The following is a 21,917-nucleotide window of genomic DNA, read 5'->3' as shown; positions in this document are numbered from 1 at the left end:
ACCCTGCTCTACCGACAAACCGGCATTCGAGTGGTAAGGTAATGGTACAAATATACACTTGCCGCCTCTTGCCGGCAAGGCCGCTGAAGGAGAGAGACAGAGTGAACACACAGGCTTTTGATCTGCACAAGGTCCGGATCGAATCCGGGCCGCTGAAGCATGCCATGGAGCTTAACGCTTCCTATCTGCTGAACCTCGAGGCGGACCGCCTTCTGTCGCGGTTCCGCGAATATGCGGGACTGGAGCCGAAGGCCCCGCACTATGAAGGCTGGGAGTCGAGGGGGATCAGCGGGCATACGCTCGGCCACTATTTGTCCGGCTGCGCGCTGATGTATGCCTCGACCGGCAGGGAAGAGCTGCTCTCCCGCGTGAACTATGTCGTGGAGGAGCTGCAGCAGTGCCAGCGGGCCGACGGCAGCGGCTTCATCTCGGGCATCCCCCGCGGGAAGGAGCTCTTCCAGGAAGTGAAGGCGGGCGACATCCGCTCCCAGGGCTTCGACCTCAACGGAGGCTGGGTGCCTCTCTATACGATGCACAAGCTGTTCGCCGGCCTGCGCGACGCCTATCTGCTGGCAGGGAGCCGCAAAGCGCTCGAGATCGAGATCAAGCTGGGGCTGTGGCTGGACGATGTCTTCTCCGGACTCAGCCACGAGCAGGTGCAGCGCGTGCTTCACTGCGAATTCGGCGGGATGAACGAAGTGCTGACGGACCTTGCTGTGCACTCCGGCGACGACCGCTTCCTGAAGCTCGCCGAGCGGTTCTGGCACGGCGAAGTGCTGGGGGATATTGCGGAGCGGAAGGACACGCTGGGCGGGCGGCATGCCAACACCCAGATCCCGAAGATCATCGGCGCGGCCCGGCAGTATGAGGTAACGGGAGAGGAGCGCTATGCCGGGATCTCCCGCTTCTTCTGGGACCGGGTCGTGAACCATCACTCCTACGTCATCGGCGGCAACAGCTACAACGAGCATTTCGGCGAGCCGGATAAGCTGAACGACCGCCTCGGCGAAGGCACCTGCGAGACCTGCAACACCTACAATATGCTGAAGCTGACGCGGCACCTGTTCCAGTGGGACGCCCTTGCCGCCTATGCGGATTATTATGAGCGGGCGATGTTCAACCACATCCTCGCTTCCCAGCAGCCCGTCGACGGACGGGTATGCTACTTCGTCTCCCTGGAGATGGGCGGTCACAAGTCCTTCAACTCCCAGTACGAGGACTTCACGTGCTGCGTCGGGTCCGGCATGGAAAGCCACTCGCTGTACGGGAGCGCAATCTATTTCCACAGCGGAAGCGCCCTCTTCGTCAATCAGTTCGTCCCTTCCACCGTCGAATGGGAGGAGCAGGGTGTCCGGCTGACACAGGAGACGGCCTTCCCCGAGAACGGCCGGGGCGTGCTCCGGATCCGCACCGCGAAGCCGGGCACCTTCGCCGTGAAGGTGAGGTACCCCTCCTGGGCCGAACCCGGGATAAGCGTGAAGGTGAACGGACAGGCGGTGTCTGCCGATGCCCGCCCGGGCGGCTACGTCACCGTAGAACGCGAGTGGCAGGACGGGGACACACTGGAGTACGACTTCCCGATGACGCTGCGGATCGAGAGCATGCCGGATAATCCGGACCGGATCGCGCTGCTCTATGGCCCGCTGGTGCTGGCCGGCGATCTCGGCGCCATCGATGCGCCGCAGGACGGCGAGCGGGCTCTGGCCTCCGTGCTCATCGGTGAGCGTGAAGAGCTGCTGGCAGGCCTCCGGCCGGTGGAAGGGAAGCCGAACACCTTCCTGCTGCAGGGCATCGCTTACGCCGGTGACCTTGAGCTCCGTCCCTTCTACCGGATGTACGACCGCAGGTATACGGTCTACTGGGACCTGTTCACCCGCGAAGCATGGGCGGCGGCGGAATCCGGGTACCGCGCTGCGGTCGAGTACAACGCGCAGCTCGAAGCGCGCACGGTCGACTTCGTGCAGCCGGCCGAGATGCAGCCGGAACGCGACCATGACTTCCAGGGCGAGCATGTCGGGCTCGGCTCCATCCATAACCGCAAATACCGGGACACCTGGCCCAGCGGCTGGTTCTCCTTCGCCATGAAGGTGCTGCCGGAGGAGCCCGTCGAGCTGGCGGTCACCTACCTGAAGACGTCGCAGCCTGCAGGCGGCTTCGATCTTCTGGCGGACGGCCGGGTGCTCGGCGGCGGCAGGCTGGAGTCCGAGGAGCTCGGCAAGCTCGAGACCTTGGTCTACGAGCTCCCGCAGGAGCTCACTGCGGGCAAGACCAGCATCACGATCAAGTTCGCTGCCCATCAGGGCCGCAAGGTCGCCCAGGTGGCCGGCCTGCGGATCGTGAAGCGCCTGTAGATCCGCAGGGGATGAGCGGAACTGGCCAAAAGCGGCTTGGCCCCGCCTCTCCGCTCATCCCCCGACGAAACCGGCAAGACCCCGCCTTATCCGGCGGGGTCTTGTTTTTCTGCGTTCCGTTCGCATCATGATAATCAGGTCTCGGACTACTGCTGAGCTTTCATACTGATCTCTTTCAGCTCATAGCTTTCGATGATTGGCCGATCATACCCCTGGAGCGAAACATGAATCATGGCCTGGCCCAATTGCTCCGAAGTAATGACGCTCTTCAGCCGCATGAGCATGGGATTCAAGGGCTTCATCACATCATAGAGGGTTTGGTACCATTTGGTTTTGGACGTAACACCATATACGGGAAGTATGACACCCGGGCGAAACATGTAAGCTGCCTTAAAAGGAAGACGCAGCAAAGCGTTTTCCGTCTCCCCTTTCACTCTGGCCCACATCGAGCGTCCGGATTCGGAACTGTCGGTGCCGCTTCCTGAGACATAAATAAAGGTCATCTGAGGATTCAAACCCGCTAATGTCTCCGCAGCGGAAAGGGTAAGGTCATAGGTTATTCTTCGGTATTCTTCTTCTTTCATCCCTGCGGAACTCACTCCGAGGCAAAAAAGGCAAGCATCCCAACCTGTTACTTCCTCTTTTATACCGGCCAAATCCGTCAGGTTTTCAAGGACCCTTTGTTTTAGTTTCTTATGCTGCTGAGGCGCCGGCTTCCGTCCCACCGTCAGTACTTCTTGAATCTCGTCATTCAGTAAACATTCCCGCAGGGCGCTTTGACCAACCATCCCCGTGGCTCCAAAAATGATAATCTTCATTGGGATCGCTCCAACTCCCGTCTCATAAGAAAGGATGGATTTAAGTCCTTCTCATTGTACAATTACGCTACGGAACATGCCAATGATCGGGCAGCCTGAGCTTCCTCCCGGAGCGGCCTGGCCCGCAGCGCCCCAAAAAAACCGGCCCGCACATGGATGTCTCCACGCACGGACCGGCTTGCTTTTCGCATAGCTGTTCACTAGCTTAGGCTTTGGGCAGGTCCCTTACTTGTTCGCCTGCACCGTCTTGTTGACTTCCTCCGTAATCTGGTCGCCGCCGAGCTTCTTCCAGTTCTCCACGAACTTGTCGAAGTCATCGACCGGCAGGTCCCCGTAGATGATCTTGAGGAACGTCTCCGCCCTCAGCTTGTCCAGCGTGGCCTGCTTGCTGCTCATCGTCTTCGTCGGCGCATAGATGAACTCGTTCATCACGACGAGGTTGTTGTCGCGGTAGTGCTTGATGACTGCCTGGGAGCTCAGCGGCCCGAAGATGCGCTCCATGTGCCACTTGTCGAGGTCGCCCTTGCGGTAGGCCTGGATATCCTCATAGAACAGCTTCGCTTCGAGCCCCAGCTTCGACGTGTCCCCGCTGTCCAGCGCCTGCACCACTTCCTCCATCGCCTTCACGTTCTTGTTCGCCGGCAGGTTGGACACCACGGCATTCTGCCAGCCGGTGCCGGTCAGTCCGTTCAGGTAGCCCGCACGCTCGGTCTTGGCGGACTCCCCGAACATCTTTTCCGCCTGGAAGTTCAGCAGCTTGATCAGCGCCTCCGGATGCTCGTAGCCTTTGCGGACCGCGAACACACCCGCGAGGGTCTGGTGGTTCTGCGTCTTGGCCGGCTTTTCGTCGATCGACTGCACCGGGTAAGGGACCCAGTTCACGTTCTTATCCTTCTTGATCATCTCTTTGACAGGGAACGGCGCCCACTGCGGCAGGAAGAACATGCCCGCCTTGCCGGCATTGATCGCTTCCATCGACTTCGCAAAATCTTTCACGCCAAACTCCGGATCGATCGCGCTGGCTTTGTACAGGCGCTGCAGCTCGGCGAGTCCTTTCTTCACTTCGGGCTGCACCGTACCGTTCACGAGCTTGCCGCTGCCGTCCTTGAACCACGTCTCGAGGTACGCATGGTAGCCGAGCAGGAATGCGTTGATCGGCAGATCCTTGTTGAGCTGGATGCCGTACGTGTCCTTCTGGCCGTTGCCGTCCGGATCGTTATTCGTGAACGCTTCGGCGATCTTGATCACGTCCTGCATCGACTTCGGAGCGCCGAGGCCCAGCTTGTCGAGCCAGTCCTGGCGGACCCAGATCATATCCGACGAATCGAGCGCGCCAGGATAGCTCACCATCGCATAGATTTTGCCGTCCTTCGTCACCGGCTTCAGCGCTGCGCCGTTCTCCGCTGCGTAGAACTCCTTCACCAGATCGGAGGCATAGGTATTGTACACCTCCGTCAAATCCTCAAGCATACCGGCCTGCTGGAGCTGCTCGAACTGGACCGGGCTTACCTTGAGGAGGTCCGGGAGATCCCCGCTCGCCAGCGTGACGTTCATTTTGTCGTTATAGTTGGCGTCCGCGACGATCCAGTCATACTTGACCTTGATGCCGAGCTCCTTCTCGTATCCCCGGGTCCACACGTTGTTCTCATACGTATCGCCCTGGGCCAGCGTATCCTTCCCCGTCTCGTTCATCGTGGCGCGGATGGTAATCGGCGGGTCGAACTTGGTCAGGGGACCGCCCTGCTTCTCCGCGCTGCCGGCCTCGTTCGGCGGCGTCTCCCCCGCCGTCTTCGGCTCCCCGCTCTGGGAGCAGGCGGCTACCGCCAGCGGCAGCACCATGGCCAGCGCGAGTCTCTTCAGTCTTCTGCCATTCTCTCTCATGAATGGAACCTCCTGTTGAATGTCTTAGGTACATTGTATGAAGAAAGCGCCGACCCTTCGAGTGGCAGTCCTTTACCTCGGGTATCTTCTCTTTACTTTTGGCCCCCTTTCGCTGTGATCGTGCTATGTCCCGGTATCCCGTTTCCCTGTCCCCCGAAATTCTTCCTTCCCTAGAGCTTCCTCCCATCCCTGAACTCCTGGGGCGTGCACCCGACCGCCTTTTTGAAAAAACGGAAAAAGTAGTGCTGGTCGCTGAATCCGACCTCCTCGGAGATTTCGTACATCTTGGCGGACGAGCCCAGGAGCAGTTCTTTGCTCCGCTCGATTTTCTTCTCCAGGATATAATCCGACAGCCCCTTGCCGGTCACCCGCTTGTACCAGCGGGAGAGGTACGACGGATTGAGCGAAACCTCCTGTGCGATGCGGGTCAGCGACAGATCTTCCTTGAGGTGTCCCTTGATGTAGCTGTGGATCGCCGAAAGCACCTGGAGCTCGCTGCTTTTGTACGTGTCGCTTCGCCTGGAGACGATCCACCGGAAGGCGGCCTCATAGAAAGCAAGCAGCTCCGCCCACCCGGTGTGGACCCCGAAGCGGAGCATCGGCGTCAGGTCCGTCTCCCCGTCCTGCTCCGGGGACAGACCGAGCTCCTGCAGCGTCTGCAGCAGGCATTCGCCGATCCCGCCGATCAGCCGCAGCTTCACGAACGGGTCCTGCGGCCCCTCCGCGCCTGCGGCCTCCATCCACCGGCGCAGTGCCGGCGCCCAGTCCTCCCGTCCCTGCAGCAGCTCCTGCTTCAGGTTGTCGAGCAGGAGCTCCGACATCGCCGGGTAAGCCTCGCTGCGGGATGGCGGCGCGGACGCGGGCGTCAGGTCGACCCGCACAAGCTTCTCCATCCCGAGCCCGGGACTGCCTACGACGGACAGGCCCAGCCGGCTCAGCGCCCCGTAGAGCTCGCTCCAGCCTACCGGACTCTCTCCGGCGATGAGCGACACGGACAGGTGCAGGCACTCCCCGCACGCCTGCTGCACCGATTCCATCGTGCCGTGCACGAAGCGGACGGTCCGCGCCCAGCGCTCCGCCTCCCCGCCCGGGCGAAGCGGGTCCGCCTGCGGCTGCACGAAGCAGGCTACGGTCTGGCGGTCGAGCTCGAACGCCTTGGCCACCGACTTGTCGCCGAGCAGCTCCTCGGCGATATTGGCGGCGGCATAGCGGATGAGGCTGCGGTCCGAGTCGCTTTCGTAGCTGCGCCACTCCTCGATCCGCAGCAGCAGCGGAAGCACAGCGAGCTCCGCCCGGAACGGCAGGTGAACGGCCTCGAACTCCTCCTGCAGCGAGAGCCGGTCCTTCCACTCGCTGCGCCGCACGATGTCGAAGAGCAGCTGCTTCTGCAGCTGGGGCAGCGCCCTCGGCAGCTTGTCCCGGAACCACTGGGCCTGCGTGTGGAAGTCCTGCTCGGAAGCGAGAAGCTCCAGCGTCTGCTCGACTACCGAGCGGATGCGGTCCATCCCTTCGGTCTTCAGCAGGTAATCCACCACGCACGGATTGCGGATCGCCTGGTGGGCGTAGTCGAATTCGTTGTGACCCGTAAGCAGAATGATTTTGCAGCGGGGCCAGCGGTCTCCGATCTCCTGAATCAGCGCCATCCCGTCCATCCCCGGCATGCAGATGTCGCTGAGCACGATATCGATTTTGACCAGATTGAGCCATTCGATGGCTTCCGAAGCCGAGTAGACCTTGATGACCTCGAGGTCCTCGAGCTCCGCCTTCCCAAAATAAGCGTGGAGGCCGTCCGCAATCAGCGGTTCGTCATCCACAATCAGCATGCGGCGCATGGATTCATCTCTCCTTCCGCCGGCAGCTGCAGGCAGACGCACAGGCCGCCGAGCCTGCTGCGCTCCACCCGGATGCCGTACCCGGGTCCGAACCGGATCCGCAGGCGTTCGTTCACGTTGAGCAGCCCGGTGCGTTCTCCCTCGGCCGGCCCCGTACCGCCGAGCCTCCGGCTCAGCTCCTCTATCATGTCACCGCCGAGACCTTCCCCGTTATCTTCCACCCGGATCTCGAGACCCGACTCCTCCCGCGCATAGCTCAGCCGCAGCAGCCCCCCGCTGTGTTTCTCCCGCAGCCCGTGCTCGAACACGTTCTCGATCAGCGGCTGGAGCAGCACGCGGGGCACCCGGATGCTCCGGTATTCGGCGGGCAGCTCCTCCACCTCCGCCCGCAGCCTGGAGCCGAAACGGATGCGCTGGATCGCCAGATACACCAGGGCGTGGTCGACCTCCTGCCCGAGCGATACTTCGGCGGCCGCGTCCCTGGTCATGTACCTGAAGTACTGGCCCAGGTAGTCCGAGAATTCCTTGATGAGCTCCACGTTCTCGAGCTCGGCCATCTGCTTGATGCTGAACAGGCTGTTGTACAGAAAATGCGGCGTAATCTGCGACTGCAGGTGCTTCAGCTCCGCTTCGCCTGTCCGGATGCGCTGGATGTAGTTTTCCTCGATAAGCGCATGCAGGTGCTCCATCATCTCGTTGAAGCGGGCGTAGAGGTACCCGAATTCATCCTGCCGTGATGGATTAAGCTTCACCTTCATGTCCCCCTGCTCCGCCTTCTTGAACCCTTTGACGAGAACGGTCAGCGGCCTGTGCAGCGTCCGGTAGATCCAGAAGGAGAAGAAGATCACGATGACCACCGACCCCGCCGACAGCAGGAGCAGCCACTGCGAATACACCTGGATCGGCCTCATCACGACGTCGTTCGGAATGCTGGCTGTGAGCCGGAAGTGGTTGTCGCGGTCAAAAATCGTATAATGCAGATACTCCTCCGTCCGCCGCTGCTGAACCTTGACGGCCGGCTCCTGCGCCCGTTCCTCCCCGAGCCCCAGCGACTGGTAATCGGACGAGGACGAGACGACATAGTCGCTGCCCCGGCCGAAGAGCAGCGTGATGTCGCTCTCGCCCGAGACGGCGAACTCCTTCAGCCTCCGCTCAAGCTCGGCCGAGGACAGGCGTACGCCGAGCAGGAAGTCGGGCGGCGTCTCCCGGTCGATGTTGAACGGATTGCTCCGCAGCATGTAGAGCTCGCCCCCGTACTGGGACAAGGCCCCCTTGAGGTTGCCCATGCTGTAGATCAGCCCCTGCCACTGCTCCGCCGGCACATCGGTGATGCCTTCCTGGGCGCTGACCCTTTTGCCGATCCGAGGTACATAATACACAACGTCCCCGATATAGGGGCTCGTCTCCCGGATCTGCTTCAGCTTCGTGTGAATCCAGTTGAGATTCGCCGCCTTCTCATATGGACTCATAATCGGGATTCGCGTGCTGAACGTCGACAGCGTCTCATCGAACGCATATTCCGTCACGAGCGCCGTGATCCGGTTCAGTTCGAACTCCAGATGGCTGTAATAAAAATGAAGCTTCGACTCGTTCGCCCGCTCGATCTCCTGCTGCATCTGCTTCGAGCTGTTGTAGGTAATCCAGATGCTGCAGATGCACAAGGGCAGGACTACCAGCAGGAAGGCGGCCATAAGCTTCGCCACGATGGACCTGGATCCCAGGATATGAAGTAAGCGCTTAAGCTGAATCATATGGATCCTCCTTTTCTTGGGAAGCACCCTGGCTTTCTCTGCGCCGGCGGATCGGTTTCCCTTCGTGTTCCTGCCTGTTCATCCGATGCATGGAGATGCCGGCGGCTAGTGCTCCTGCCATTCCTCCGGAACATCGGGATGGCGGCGGCTAGAGCTACTAGCCTTCTCCTCCGGAACATGGGATGGCACCAAGGTATGCCTTCAGCGGTGATTCCGCGCAATGAGCCCTAATTGCGGAAGGGCCCCCGGGACATGCGGATGGATGGCAGCAGCCGTCAGGGTACCTTGCGGACAGTAAGCAGACATGGAATGCCACCGATATTCATTCCAAAAAAGGAGCCGCCAACGGCCCCCCACAGGGTTTTGCAATCCCGTGCCAGGAAATAGGCAGCGCCCTTGCCTCCCTGCAGGAATTCGGCTTGAGCATGGTGCCGAATTTTCATTGTGTTTTTTCCGTTGACTAGCCGGTGGCTTCATCCAAGCCTCGATCGGTGAGGGAGCCCATGGCTTAGCCGGTTACGAGGGCTTGGGCTTATCCAGCGACCTGACCGGTAACAGGGCCAGTGGCTTATCAGTTGAACGGTGACCCGGCCCGTGGCTTATCCAGCGACTTGATCGGAGACGCCGCCCGTGGCTTATCCAGCACGACCTGACCGGTGACCCGGCCCGTGGCTTGCAATAGCGGAACTACGATATCTTATTTGGATATTTCCCGTGATTTCCCAGCGAATAGCGGAACTCAGATGCCTTATTGCCATCATTTTCATTGAAAAACACCAAGTAACCGTCAAATAGCGAACTTCAGTTCCTCTATTTGCGGGTTTGCCCTCCTGGTGGGCAGCATAACGAACCTCAGTTCCTCTATTTACGGATTTGCCCTCCCGGCGGACAGCATAACGAATCTGAGTTCCGCTATTTCCATAAGGGCGGCCCTCCCGCAAGCAGCAAAAACGAATCCGGGTCTCGCAGGTTCGGGTATCTCCACCCTTTCCGCCCTCCTCGGTTTCCGCTGCCTCCACAGTTCCCGCGGTTTTGACCTATCTCCCGTTCCACTGTTCCGCCGCCGTCTCCACCACCCCCGGCCCCTCTAGCTCCACTCTCCTAGAGTGCTGACACCGATCCGGGGGCGCAGCCTGACAGCGTTTCTCGAGATCACGCCCCTACTCCCGCGGGTACCGCCCACATTCGCTGCCTCCCTTGTTTCCCCACGACTCGCGCCCTTCTCACGACCAAAGGAGCCGCACGGGCGGCCCCTTCTCCTGTCCTGCTTACAAGTTTATCCCTTCACGCTCCCTACGACCAGTCCCTTGACAAAATATCGCTGCAGAAACGGGTACAGCACCAGGATCGGTACCACGGAGAGGAAAATCTGGGATGCCTGCGTGGTCCGGTCCGAGACACGGCTGAGCCGGTCAGCTTCTTCCAGCGACATCCCTGTTGTCGTCGTCACGTTCAGCTGCTGCTGCAGCATCGACTGCAGATAAGTCGCGAGCGGGTGATGCTCCGGACTTTTCATATAGATCATCCCGTCGAACCATGCGTTCCAGTGACCGACGACAGTGAACAGCGTCACTGTGGCAATGCTGGGCAGCGAGACCGGCAGATAGACGCTCCACAGGGTGCGGAAATGTCCCGCGCCGTCCATCCAGGCCGCCTCCTCGAGCTCCTTAGGCAGACCGCGGAAGAAGTTCAGCATGAGCAGCACGTTGAAGATCGGGACCGCGCCCGGCAGGATCAGCGCCCAGACAGAGTTCAGCATCCCCGTTTCCTTCACGACGAGATAGGTCGGTATGAGCCCGCCGCCGAAGAGCATCGTGAAGACGAAAATCCAGGCATAGACGGTGCGGGAACGGAAGGTGCGGGCGTCCTTGGACAGCGGATAAGCCACCAGGATCGTGAGCACCAGGTTGACCGCCGTCCCGAGCGCCACCCGGGTGAGACTGATGAGGAAGGAACCGGTGAACTGGCGGTTTTCCATCATATAAGTGTAGGACGAGAGCGTCCAATCCACCGGCCAGAAGGTCACCTTCCCCGCCGCCACCGCACCGCTCGAGCTGAACGAGATCGCAAGGATGTTCACGAGCGGGAACAGGCACAAGAGCGCCAGGACGGTAAGCACAGCGTAATTGAAACGGAGAAACCAGCGGTACGGGGCCGAAATGTGATGCATCGGTAGCTGCTCCTTTCCTTGTTAGAAAATCCGGTAATTCGCAATGCGGTAGGCCAGATAATACCCGAGCCCGATGAACAGGAAGGATACCACCGACTTGATGAGCCCGAGCGCCGTCGAGACGGAATACTGGGCATCCTGCAGGCCGATCCGGTAGATCATCGTATCGAGAATGTCCCCCGATTCGTAGACCAGCGGATTGTACAGGTTGAACACCTGGTCGAAGCCTCCGTTCAGAACATTCCCCAGGCTCAGCGTCAGCATCAGGATCATGATCGGGCGGATGCCCGGCAGCGTGATATGCCAGGTCTGCTTCCACCGCCCGGCCCCGTCCATGACGGCCGCTTCGTACAGCGAGCTGTCGATGCTCGTCAGCGCCGCCAGATAGATGATGGTGCCGAAGCCGAATTCCTTCCATTGGTCGCTGATCACCAGCACGTAAGGAAACCAGTCGTTGCTCGCGAGAAACTGAATCGGAGGGTAGCCCGCGGCCTTCAGCGCCATGTTGACGAGACCGCCGCTCGGCGACAGCACGTCGATCAGGATCCCCGCAAGCACGACCCAGGAGAAAAAGTGGGGCATATAGATAATGGTCTGCACCGAGCGCTTGAACCCCGACGAACGGACTTCATTGAGCAGCAGGGCCACCAGGACCGGGACGGTCAGACCCGCGATGATTTTCATAACGGAGATAAAGACGGTGTTCCAGACCACCTGATAGAAGCCCGGCAGCTCGAAGAGATACTTGAAATTATCGAGCCCCACCCAGTTCATGACCCGGAAGCCTCCGATCGGCGAGAAATCCTGGAAGGCTATGATGAGCCCCGCCATCGGGATATAGTTGTAAATCAGGATCACGATCAGCCCGGGAACGAGCATGAGATGAAGCGGGATGTTACGTACGAATCCTTTGAGATTGGCGTTCATGTCCTGTCTCCTCCTCTTACGGTTCATTATAGAACTGCCCCTGGGAGCCTTCCTAGTGGAGCCTGTTGACTTCCGGTGTCTTTTGTTGACCTCACACTTTTTTAACATTTCGCGGTTTATAGGCCGTTGAACCTAAAGATTCCCTAATATTACAGGACAATTTTCGTGATTTTTGATATATTTGATCTACAGTTCACTAAAACGAATCGGCTGGCACGCACACGACCTCAGAAGGAGAATGCATCATGTCCCACGAAAATCGGCAGCATCAACGGTCCACCACCGCGCTGGATCTGTCCTTATCCATACATAGCATCCAGAACAAAGAGACGAAGACGCGGCGGACCTTCATCGAACTGAAGGACATCTCCCTGACGGGACTGTCCTTCAAGTGTTCGTTAAACTTCCCGGCACACGGAGACTATGTACTGAAGTTCGAGAACGCACTGTTCGGCGAAATGCACGGGAAGATCGTCTGGAAGGAGCACACCGAGACCGGCTTCCTGTACGGCGTGCAGTTCCTGTCGATCTCCAATGCGCTGAACCGCTTCCTGACGCACGAGAGCCTGACGGGAGAGCACCGCCTGAGAACACAGGCGGCCGTCATGACCAAGCCTTGGTCCGCCCGGTACGAAGCCGTACCGCAGCCGGTACCCAGCAACCATTCGCAGCAGTAAGGAGATTATTACAAACGATGAAGCTTGTCTCATGGAACGTGAACGGCCTGAGGGCCTGCGTCAATAAAGGATTCAGCGAGTACTTCGCGCAGACGGATGCGGATATCTTCTGCGTCCAGGAAACGAAGCTGCAGGAAGGCCAGATCGCACTGGACTACCCGGATTATCATCAATACTGGAACTATGCGGAGAAGAAGGGCTACTCCGGCACCGCCGTCTTCACCAAGGTTAAGCCGCTCAGCGTGCGCTATGGCCTCGAAGAGGACTCCGAGCCGGAGGGGCGCATCATCACGCTCGAGTTCGACGGCTTCTATCTCGTAACGGTCTACACGCCGAATGCCAAGCGGGACTTGTCCAGGCTGGACTACCGGCTGGAGTGGGAGGACCGGTTCCGCCGCTATATCGCCGGACTCGATGCCGTGAAGCCGGTCATCCTGTGCGGGGACCTCAATGTCGCCCACGAGGAGATCGACCTCAAGAATGCCAAGGGCAACCGCGGCAACTCCGGCTTCACCGCCGAGGAGCGGCAGAAGATGACCGACCTGCTCGGGGCCGGGTTCATCGATACGTTCCGCCACTTCTATCCCGAGCAGACGGACGCCTACACCTGGTGGTCGAACATGCCGAAGGTGCGGGAGCGGAACGTCGGATGGCGTATCGACTACTTCCTTGCCTCCGCCCGGCTCGCCCCCTCCCTGCAGGACGCGCAGATCCACGCGCATGTGCTGGGCAGCGACCACTGCCCGGTCGTTCTGACTCTGGCCGAAGTGCCGCAGGCAGCTGCGGTCGACGTCTAAAGCGGCAGCACAAGAACACCCCCTATCCGGTGCGTATCGGAGAGGGGGTGTTTTTGAGTTTTCGTGCTTATTCCATGAAATGGACGGACAGTTCAAGCCTCCGGAACTGCCCCATGTACAGGCTATTCGGGGTCCGTCCACAGATGGCTCAGTGACCGCGTTCAATCGGGGATCCGGTACCCCGCATGACCTGCGGCACTATGCACCGACTGCGAGCGGAACGGGCAGCTGGTTACGGCCGGTCCGCTTCTCGGCCTCTTCACCAGCTCTCCGCCGCAGTTGGGGCATACATGGTGCACCGCCTCCGTGCATTCGGGGCAGAAGGTGCACTCATGCGTGCAGATGTAGGCGGTCGATGTACGGTCTAGCGCCTTCGTACAGGTTTCACAGCGGTCTCTCATCTCGAGTCCCATGGCCATACCTCCGTCTCCGTCTTCCGGTAATACCGGCACGCGCTCCCTGTTGATCCGGAACGGGTATTCATGCCGTCCCCCTCGCTATCGGGGTATTCCTATTCAACCAGATCAGCGGTATGACGAAAAGATCCACTTTTGCAGCAAAGGGGTGTACCATTTTGGAGAAGGATACGCTAAGGGCGCTGTCCGCCATGAAAAATCTTCCGAATCAACTCCCGTCCGGAACTTGCAGCACGTCATAAGACCTTAAGAATCCGGTATTGTCGCAGCCGGCGGCCATGAGCTCAAGGGTTCCCTTGTCGTCCACTTCGACTAACGCCAAGCGGGCCAGCGGCTGATGATTACACCCCAGCGAGCCCGGGTTCAGAAACAGGGGCGCCGTCGCCCCGAAGAAGTGAACGGGATGATAATGGCCAAAGCAGATCGGCTCCTCCCGGTCAGCGAATAAAGCCGCAGCCTCCGCATAACCCGGCGGGAGCATCCATTGCAAAATCATTAAAATCAGTATGATATCTTTCACCGTGCGCGAAAAAAGACCGCCGATCCTGCAGGCAGCCTCATACACTTTGATATAGCTGGTGGTTCCCCGCCTACTCCTCTCCCGTCCCGAACCGCTTGGCATTGCGCGCCCGTGCCCGCTCGGCCTCCGCCTCACGGCTGCGCGGCTCCGCCTGCGTGACCAGGGTCCCCATAAGCTTCCGGGCGGCGGCCGTCACTTCTTCTACAGCGAGGTGGAACGCGTCCGCATTCGCCTTCGACGGAGTCTGGAAGCCCGAGATCTTGCGTACGAACTGCAGCGCGGCGGCCTGGATCTCCTCCTCGGTCGCGGGCGGCTCGAAGTTAAACAAGGTTTTGATATTGCGGCACATGGGCCATCTTCCTCTCTTATGGTCATTTGCATGGCTTATACTTGGCCGTAAGCTCAGCCAGCTTCGTCCGAATGGCCTCCAGCAGCTCCGGCGGCTGCTTCACCGTGATATCCAGCCCCAACCCGATGAAAAACTGTGCAAAATACGGCAGGTCCCGCTTCGCAATCTCCCCCTCCAGCCACCCGCTCCCGTCTTCGCGCAGATGCAGCCGGGGGTCGGGCCAGGGTGCCGCCTCACACGCCTGCACCCCCGCCGGAGTCAGCTCCGCCAAGATGGTGACAGCCTCCTGCTCCACCGGGGCACGCTGCTCGTGCAGCCGGTTCTCCAGGTGGACATGCCGCAGCTCCACAGGCTCGGTATCCGAAGGCTCGACGGCATGCATCCGGTCGCACCGGAACACCCGAAGCTCTCCGCTGCGGAAGCAGTAGGCGGGACAGTACCACAGGCCGTCCCGCGTGTAGATGCCGACAGGCTGGAGCTCCCGCCGGGAACGCTGCCCCCGGGATTCGTAATCGACCAGCAGCACCTGCTGACGGATGGCCGCTTCCAGCAGAAGGGATAAGTACGGGGAGGAAGCCTGCCTCGCCGGGGTCACGAAGTCCACCCGCTGCTTCATCTGGTCAATCCGGTCCCGCGTGTCCTGCGGCATGTAGTAATAGAATTTGTTCAGCGCCGAGGAAGACTCCGTCTCGAAGGGAAGGGAAGCATAGTGCCGCAGCGCATGCACCGCAAAGAAAACCGCGACTGCTTCGTCCTCGGAGAATGCGATCGGAGGCAGAATCCGCTGCTTCAGCACCTGGTACCCACCATGAGGACCCACCTCGGAGTAGAGCGGAACCCCCAGCTCGCTCAGCTCCTGCAGGTCGCGCAGGATCGTCCGCGGCGACACGCCGAACTCTCCGGCGAGCTCCTTGACGGTAAATTTGCGCTTCCGGTTGACGGCCATCATGAGTTCCATGAGTCGTTTGGATTTGGACATACGCGGCTCCATTTTTTTATGATCGTGACATGAATTGTCACTATTGTCTGTTACATTCAAGAAGAAGTCAAGACCAGATGACCCCTGTTAACCCACTAAAGGAGGAATATACTATGCTATCTGTTCAAACATACCACCCCTGCGGAGTCCGCAAATGCTTTCCGTCCGGATCGCTCCAGCTCTCTTACCTCGATTACGGCGGGGAGAGCGATAACGTGCTGCTCCTGCTGCATGGACACATGGGGAATGCGAGGACCTTCTCGGAGGTGGCGGCGAAGTTTGCGGACTGGCGCGTGATCAGCCTGGATCAGCGCGGTCACGGCTGGAGCGAACACCCGGAGGACCGGGATTACTCCCGGGAGAGCTATATCGGCGACATTCTCGCCTTCATCCGCACCGTGCTGGGCGGCCGGCCGGTTACCCTGCTCGGCCATTCCCTAGGCGGACTCAATGCGTATCAGTTTGCGGCACGCTATCCCGAGCTGGTGAAGGCCGTGATCGTCGAAGATATCGGTGCCGAGATTCAGGCTGACCTGAGCTTCGCCGGGAAGCTGCCCGAGCGCACCGGCTCCTTGAGGGAACTCCGCGAGGCGCTGAAGCAGGCCGGCCTGAAGAGCATCGATTATTTCATCGAAGGCTCCTTCGAAGACGAGCGGGGCTGGGGCCTGCGCTGCGATCTGCCAGGCATGCGCATCTCCCAGGAGAACTGCAACGGAGAGTGGTGGGACGACTGGCTCTCCTCCGCCTGCCCCATCCTGCTGATCCACGGCAGGCACAGCTTTGTCATGGACGAGGCCCAAGCCGAGCGGATGGTGTCCCGCCGCCCCGGCGCCCGGCTGGCCGTATTCGATACGGGGCATGGCGTCCATACGGATGATCTGGGCGGTTACTGCCGCGCCGTGAGGGAATTTCTCGAGGGGCTTGCAGTCTGAGCTTGACCCAGGGGCCAGATTCAGCTGGGCTAACCTCTCCCACACTTCCACCGCTAACTTCTGGATTAAACCTCCGGCACTTCAATAACCCCGCCAACCGGAGTACTTGATCGGCTCCGGTGTGGGGTTATTGGACTGGTGCCAGGTCACCTGCAGCCAGATCTGTCCCAAGTTTTGGACGCGGACGGTCCATTTTCTGAGGACATATATGTTCTTGTCCCCAGAATGGACCGAACTAGATTACTTTCTTCTCCTTTCTTCCCATGCTTCTAGATCATCGATTGAGTTTCTTGAGATGAATCAAGCTCGACAGGGCCTATGAATTCAAGTGAATTTCCATTGGGGTCATGAAAATAAATAGCCGCATGAGCATGTGGATGATTTGCCAATAATATGGGGCCTATGGGCTTCGTACAACCCTTTTATCATTCATGCCAATCCCCCAAACGACTTCATTTTGATGACCAGTGACCACCCCGGATAAAGCGGCCTACTAACTAATCTTGCTTTACATATTGCGGATCGGTGTAAAAAATCATAGGTACTGAAAGAAGTTTCTCCATATTGTTCCATTCCAGCATGGCAGCTTGATCCACGTATACGTTTCCTTCAAGCATATTGCGGACAGCAGTAGTCTCTATAACCTCGCCATTCGCATCAAGGACTTCATAGGTATACCAGTATTGCCCGGGAGGAAGATCAAAAGCAACTTTGCCATCTGCACCGGATATAGCGGTATATCTCTTGGTGCCGGTCGCATCATTTACTATTACTCTGATATTAGGCAGGGGCGTTAGTTCCCAAACATTGTCCGTGACCTTTAATTTAAATTTAACAACAGGCGCTTGAGATGGAGGGGTAGGATGATTGTTGTTTCGCAATTCATCTATTGCTTTTTGTTGTGCGGCAACCGTTTGCTTTAATGCTTCAAAGTCCGATTTTTTAACAAGCGTGTGTTCGAATAGATCTATCTTCTTACTTAGTTCCTGAATCTGCGCTACCATAGAGGCCAGCTGCTCTGGAACAGATTTCTCTGAAGCAGCCAATACAGAAGTACCCGATAATAAAAAGACGCCTAGTACAACACATGTGGTTTGTTTGAGAAATGTAAATGCAGTCATTTGTGCTGCCTCCCTTATGTAAAGTTATGCAAAAAGTTAATGGGCCTTTATGGAAACCATACTATATATGGGTACGAAAAAATACTAAAGCGTATTTTATGAAACTCTTGTTCATCGGAGACATGAAAAGTGAAATAAGCGCATTGTTTCTTACCGTGCGAACGGCCTAAAGAATCACTCTATCATTAACGAAAAATGGACCCGTCCATGATGGAGGATCCGGTGGATGATTCCAATTTAGTGATATTTGTGATTAAAGGACTGAAACGGCAATCTTGACAAGCCTAGTAGACTGAGGGGATGCCGGATCGGCGTCCCCTTCATCCTTGTTACCGTACAGGATACACCTTGAATTTCCCGTTCCCCGAGGAGTACCTCAGGATATTGCCATCCTCCGGGATGCCTTCGTAATACGCACCGATAGCCCCCGTCGTACAGCGGTGCCCCGACAGCAGAACGTTCGCCTCTCTTACGTCAACCTGCGACTCCAGCTCCCGCATGAAGGCGAATACCCGCCCGATGAAGCTGCGGATCTCTTCCACCCCCGCATATAACCCGGGGTCGGGAACAGCACCCGCCAAGCGGACTTCCTCCCTGCGCAGGCCGTCCGCTTCCCCGAGATCGAAGACATCCAGCCGGGGATCCACGATCGCCCGCTTGCCCCCTGCGATCTCCGCGGTTTGAACCGCCCTCTCCTGCGGGGAGGAGAAGACCGCATCGAAGCGGATCTCCCGCAGCCGGTCCCTGACCTCCTCGGCCTGCCGGATGCCGGTCTCGTTCAGCGGCAGTCCTCTCCTGCCCTGCAGCCTTCCTTCTTTGTTCCAATCGGTCTGCCCGTGCCGGACGACATAGATCATGGAGGCTTCTCTCCTTTTTCTGTATGACTACATAAGGTGAGTTTAGCACGGATGTCCTCCTGCCGCCTCGAGTTTATTCTTCATAATGATAGTCCCTGAACTCCTGCGGCGTGAACCCGGTGGTTTTTTTGAACAAATAGGCAAAATACGCGGTGGTCTGATACCCTACCTGCTCCGCGACCTCATACACCTTCATATGCGGATCGCGCAGCAGCGCCTTGGCCCGGTTCATACGCAGCTCCTGCACAAAGTCGGAGATGGTCCTGCCGGTCTCCTTCTTGAAGAGCACGCTGAGGTAGCTCGGATTGAGCTGGAACTGCTCCCCCAGCTGCTTGACGGTCACCTGATCGAGCAGGTGATCTTCCAGGTATCGGGTGATGTTATGGATCAGATGGTGCTGCTGCGCCGCCCGTTCCTTCTGCTGCATCCGGGCATACCGCGACAATTCATCCAGCAGCACTTCCCGAATCTCCGCGGTGCCCGTACAGTCGATCAGCCTCTGCCACATCCGGATGTTGATCTCGCCGTCGTCTTCCTTGGGCCGTTTGAACTTCCGCGCCAGCTCGCTGAGCAGCCCCATCCCGAAGGCCTGAACGTAGGAAAAGGATACGGGGCTCTTCATCAGCAGCAGGTCGAAGGCATGGTTGAAGGTGAGGACCGCCTGATCGCCCTCCCCCTTCTCCAAGAGCCGGAGCATCTCGGGGATATTCTCCTCCCGCAGCTGAAACTCATGGTAATCCGTCGCTTCCAGCCGGTCGAAGTAATGAATGAGCCCGCCGCCGGCACCTCTGGCCCCATTCACCATATGTTTCACTTCCTTCAGGAGGAGCGGAGCCTCCTCCCACCTGCTGCATTCCCGGCTCACCCCGATGGTGAGGGAAGCGGCATACTGCTCCCGGATGACCTCCTGAACGAACGACAGCTGCTTCTCGATGCGGGCCCGGTCCGCCGGCGAAGCGTTCAGGTGGATCACCACCGCCTCGTCGGCCCCCGTTCTTCCGATATAGGTCCCCGGGAGGCCGGACAGGCCCACCCGCACCGCCCGCATCAGCCCCTCGCTGAGCAGAATGCGCTGCCGGGCATCCTGCTGCGGCCAATCATGGAGCCGGTCGTAGCCGAACAGAAACAGGCGGAACAGCCACGGCTCCGCCGGCAGCTCCAGAAGGCGGCTCCACGAACCGGCCATGTCCCCGTTCTGGAGTCGTCCCTCGATCAGGTCCCCTACGAAGCGGTCGTGCAGGACCTCGAGGCTCCCGGTCACCTTTTCCTTCAGGGCCTCCGTCTCCCGTTCGATCTGCTGCTTCCTCTCGATGGCCGTCCGGAAGGCCGCCAGCTTCTCCTCCATCTCCTCCGTCTTGATGGGTTTGAGCACGTACGCCTTGACCCCGAGATGAATCGCTTCCTGCACGAATTCAAATTCATCATACCCGCTGATCATCAGCGTCTGGATCGATCCCAGATGCGGGTAGTCGGACCGGCACCTGGCGAGCAGCTCGATGCCCGTCATCTCCGGCATCGACACGTCCGTAACCAGCACATCCACCTGCGCTTCACCCAGTATGGCCAGCGCTTCCTCGCCCGACTCCGCCGTAAGGGGAGGCGCATAGCCCAGCTTCTCCCAATCGATATGCCGGACGAGTCCTTCGATATGCAGCGGTTCGTCATCCACAATCAATACGCGAATCATCCTCCACCCCCACGAATCAGCTCAGGACGCTCCCTGCAAACCGGGATATCTATGGATACGGCCGTCCACTCGCCTTCGACGCTGTCTATGGCGAACCGGGCCTTCGAACCGAAATACAGCCCCAGCCGCTCCCGGATATTGTTCATGCCGAATCCGTTGCCGGTTCCCCCGTAGGCGCATGCTTGAATGCGTTCCAATACCTCCTTGCGGATTCCCTTGCCGTTATCGTAGATCTCTATATGTACGCTATCCTGCGATTGATATATGGTGATCCGCAGGAGGGCGTCCTTTGCTCTCATGATGCTGCCGTGCAGATAGCAGTTCTCCACAACCGGCTGCAGCAGCATTTTGATCGTGAAGAGGTCCAGCACCCCGGGCTCCACCCGCCACTCCACCGTAACCCGATTCGGATACCGCAGCTGCTGGATCTCGATATACGCCTTAAGGTGCTCGAGCTCCTCCCGAAACAGCGTAATGTTGTCCCGGTTATTCAGGGCGAGACGGTAGAAGGTCGTCATGGCATCAATGATGCGAACTTGCATCTCATCCTTCAGATCCATGGCCCGCCAGCGGACCAGACTGAGCGAATTGTAGATAAAATGGGGGTTGATCTGGGCCTGCAGCGCCTTGAACGACTGCTCGCGTTCCTTCAGGCCGGCCTGCGTGCTCTCTTCCACCAGCCGGCCCAGACGGCCGGACATCTGATTGAACAGGATCTCGAGCTCGCCAAGCTCGTCGCGGTCCCTGCTGCTTACGGTCACCTCGAACACCCCGTCCGAGATATCCGTCATCCGCATCCCCAGCTTGCGGATGCGCCAGACGATGTTGCGCAGCACGGTCAGGATCAGGAAGGTGGACAGCAGCAGGAAGAAAGCGATTCCGATGCCCACCGCGAGGAAGATGCGTCTCGACTGCTCTTCCATCCGGTCCAGGTGGACCAGGGCGGCGACGGTCCAGCCGGAAGCGAGCCGGCTGGTGACCAGCAGCTTGCCCGTTCCCCGCGAAGCCTCCTGATTCTGCCGGTCCCAGTAGGGCTGCAGGGCGGAACCGGCGAGGGGCTCCCCGATCTCGCCCGGCTCCGAGGAGGCGATAATATGCCCGCCGCTGTCTACGATGTACAGCTCGCCCGCTCCGCCGAAGGGGTGCCGGAACGGTTCCGCGAAGACCGCGTTATAGTCGAGCAGCATGTAGACGACTCCGTAGGGATCGCCGGAGCCGGCAAAGATTTTCTGCGTGACCACAAGCTTCGACCTGTCGCCCTGCGCGTTGGTCCAGCTCATGGCCTCCGGAGAAGCCAGCGTCCGGTCGAACCAGAGCTTCTCCTTCTGGCCGGACAGCATGCGGCCTTCCGGCTTCCACAGCAGCCCGCCGTCCTGAACCAGCGAGGCGTTCGCGTGATAGATCCGGAAGTCCTCGATGCCCGGCAGGTATTTGGCCGTATACTGGAAGGAGCGGTCCACGTATTCGACGGTCTCCACCTGCTCGAACATGTCCGCATAATCGCGGGAGAGCCTGGAGATCAGCTCGCCGTCGGTGGCCGTCCGGACCGCAAGCAGATCATAGCTCTGCTTCTTGAATTCGATGCTTCTGGCGCTTTGGCGGACCGCTTCCTCGATCGTGAGCATATAGTTGGCCCTCGTGTGGTGAAGCGCCAGATACCCGGCTCCGACTGCCAGCAGGGCCGTTGGCAGGAAGACAATAAGGCCGTAGAGAAGAACGAATTTGCCCTTGAGGTTCATGGGGCGGGTCAGGCGGATGATGGTTTTCTCGATATGCTGTCTAAGCATCTGCTTCCTCCCGTTCCCGTTACTGGCGGACCTTCCCGCGAACATCAAACGGAGCACCCCCTATG

18 protein-coding genes are annotated in these 21,917 nt (G+C 59.1%); 4 read left to right on the top strand and 14 right to left on the bottom strand.

Features of this window, described 5'->3' with window-relative positions; translation table 11 throughout:
* The first annotated feature begins 101 nt into the window (after positions 1 to 101).
* The gene (locus PM3016_RS12520) at positions 102 to 2,351 is read left to right on the top strand and encodes a glycoside hydrolase family 127 protein (RefSeq protein WP_014369716.1); all 2,250 of its coding nucleotides are present in this window, start codon (positions 102 to 104) and stop codon (positions 2,349 to 2,351) included.
* 146 nt (positions 2,352 to 2,497) lie between these two features.
* Here the strand turns inward: PM3016_RS12520 and PM3016_RS12515 are convergent, their stop codons facing one another.
* The 6 genes from PM3016_RS12515 to PM3016_RS12490 all read right to left on the bottom strand — a co-directional run bounded on the left by PM3016_RS12515 (position 2,498) and on the right by PM3016_RS12490 (position 11,730).
* A complete protein-coding gene (locus PM3016_RS12515) occupies positions 2,498 to 3,169 on the bottom strand; it encodes a Rossmann-fold NAD(P)-binding domain-containing protein (RefSeq protein ID WP_014369715.1) in 672 nt (223 codons plus the stop codon).
* A 225-nt stretch (positions 3,170 to 3,394) separates the two neighbouring features.
* Positions 3,395 to 5,050 (bottom strand): extracellular solute-binding protein, encoded by a 1,656-nt coding sequence (locus tag PM3016_RS12510; protein WP_014369714.1) that lies wholly within the window; start codon positions 5,048 to 5,050, stop codon positions 3,395 to 3,397.
* A 170-nt stretch (positions 5,051 to 5,220) separates the two neighbouring features.
* Positions 5,221 to 6,882, bottom strand: coding sequence for a response regulator transcription factor (locus tag PM3016_RS12505; protein WP_014369713.1), 1,662 nt, complete (start codon positions 6,880 to 6,882; stop codon positions 5,221 to 5,223).
* The gene (locus PM3016_RS12500; protein ID WP_014369712.1) at positions 6,867 to 8,633 is read right to left on the bottom strand and encodes a sensor histidine kinase; all 1,767 of its coding nucleotides are present in this window, start codon (positions 8,631 to 8,633) and stop codon (positions 6,867 to 6,869) included. Before PM3016_RS12500 ends, PM3016_RS12505 begins: the two co-directional genes overlap by 16 nt.
* Before the next feature lie 1,276 nt (positions 8,634 to 9,909).
* Positions 9,910 to 10,803: a carbohydrate ABC transporter permease gene (locus PM3016_RS12495; protein WP_014369711.1), complete on the bottom strand. Its 894-nt coding sequence runs from the start codon at positions 10,801 to 10,803 to the stop codon at positions 9,910 to 9,912.
* A 21-nt stretch (positions 10,804 to 10,824) separates the two neighbouring features.
* Positions 10,825 to 11,730 (bottom strand): ABC transporter permease, encoded by a 906-nt coding sequence (locus PM3016_RS12490; RefSeq protein WP_013915940.1) that lies wholly within the window; start codon positions 11,728 to 11,730, stop codon positions 10,825 to 10,827.
* A gap of 245 nt (positions 11,731 to 11,975) precedes the next feature.
* Between PM3016_RS12490 and PM3016_RS12485 the strand changes: the two genes are divergently transcribed.
* Positions 11,976 to 12,407: a PilZ domain-containing protein gene (locus tag PM3016_RS12485; protein ID WP_013915939.1), complete on the top strand. Its 432-nt coding sequence runs from the start codon at positions 11,976 to 11,978 to the stop codon at positions 12,405 to 12,407.
* A gap of 17 nt (positions 12,408 to 12,424) precedes the next feature.
* Positions 12,425 to 13,204 (top strand): exodeoxyribonuclease III, encoded by a 780-nt coding sequence (locus tag PM3016_RS12480; protein WP_014369710.1) that lies wholly within the window; start codon positions 12,425 to 12,427, stop codon positions 13,202 to 13,204.
* Between the two features lie 161 nt (positions 13,205 to 13,365).
* On the opposite strand, the gene PM3016_RS37320 is transcribed toward PM3016_RS12480, so the two are convergent.
* The 4 genes from PM3016_RS37320 to PM3016_RS12465 all read right to left on the bottom strand — a co-directional run bounded on the left by PM3016_RS37320 (position 13,366) and on the right by PM3016_RS12465 (position 15,468).
* Positions 13,366 to 13,617, bottom strand: coding sequence for a DUF1272 domain-containing protein (locus PM3016_RS37320; protein ID WP_013915937.1), 252 nt, complete (start codon positions 13,615 to 13,617; stop codon positions 13,366 to 13,368).
* A gap of 211 nt (positions 13,618 to 13,828) precedes the next feature.
* Complete coding sequence (locus tag PM3016_RS12475; RefSeq protein ID WP_128758940.1) at positions 13,829 to 14,116, bottom strand: metallophosphoesterase; 288 nt, start codon at positions 14,114 to 14,116, stop codon at positions 13,829 to 13,831.
* Positions 14,117 to 14,210: 94 nt separating this feature from the next.
* The gene (locus PM3016_RS12470) at positions 14,211 to 14,489 is read right to left on the bottom strand and encodes a DUF2277 domain-containing protein (protein WP_013915934.1); all 279 of its coding nucleotides are present in this window, start codon (positions 14,487 to 14,489) and stop codon (positions 14,211 to 14,213) included.
* A gap of 22 nt (positions 14,490 to 14,511) precedes the next feature.
* On the bottom strand, positions 14,512 to 15,468 hold the full coding sequence (locus tag PM3016_RS12465; protein ID WP_014369708.1) for a helix-turn-helix transcriptional regulator: 957 nt from the start codon (positions 15,466 to 15,468) through the stop codon (positions 14,512 to 14,514).
* 113 nt (positions 15,469 to 15,581) lie between these two features.
* On the opposite strand from PM3016_RS12465, the gene PM3016_RS12460 reads away from it, so the two are divergent.
* A complete protein-coding gene (locus PM3016_RS12460) occupies positions 15,582 to 16,400 on the top strand; it encodes an alpha/beta fold hydrolase (RefSeq protein ID WP_014369707.1) in 819 nt (272 codons plus the stop codon).
* Between the two features lie 497 nt (positions 16,401 to 16,897).
* Here PM3016_RS12460 and PM3016_RS12455 read toward each other — a convergent pair whose 3' ends face one another.
* From PM3016_RS12455 to PM3016_RS12440, 4 genes are all read right to left on the bottom strand, one after another.
* On the bottom strand, positions 16,898 to 17,521 hold the full coding sequence (locus PM3016_RS12455; RefSeq protein WP_014369706.1) for a carboxypeptidase-like regulatory domain-containing protein: 624 nt from the start codon (positions 17,519 to 17,521) through the stop codon (positions 16,898 to 16,900).
* 329 nt (positions 17,522 to 17,850) lie between these two features.
* Entirely contained in the window at positions 17,851 to 18,378 is a 528-nt protein-coding gene (locus PM3016_RS12450; protein ID WP_014369705.1) for a histidine phosphatase family protein, read from the bottom strand.
* Positions 18,379 to 18,451: 73 nt separating this feature from the next.
* Positions 18,452 to 20,065, bottom strand: coding sequence for a response regulator (locus PM3016_RS12445; protein WP_014369704.1), 1,614 nt, complete (start codon positions 20,063 to 20,065; stop codon positions 18,452 to 18,454).
* On the bottom strand, positions 20,062 to 21,852 hold the full coding sequence (locus PM3016_RS12440; protein WP_041619440.1) for a cache domain-containing sensor histidine kinase: 1,791 nt from the start codon (positions 21,850 to 21,852) through the stop codon (positions 20,062 to 20,064). Before PM3016_RS12440 ends, PM3016_RS12445 begins: the two co-directional genes overlap by 4 nt.
* Between the last annotated feature and the right edge of the window lie 65 nt (positions 21,853 to 21,917).

This window comes from Paenibacillus mucilaginosus 3016 (assembly GCF_000250655.1).
Taxonomy (GTDB): domain Bacteria; phylum Bacillota; class Bacilli; order Paenibacillales; family NBRC-103111; genus Paenibacillus_G; species Paenibacillus_G mucilaginosus.
Note: the sequence above shows the minus strand (reverse complement) of the source record. Positions and strands in the feature narration are given on the sequence as shown.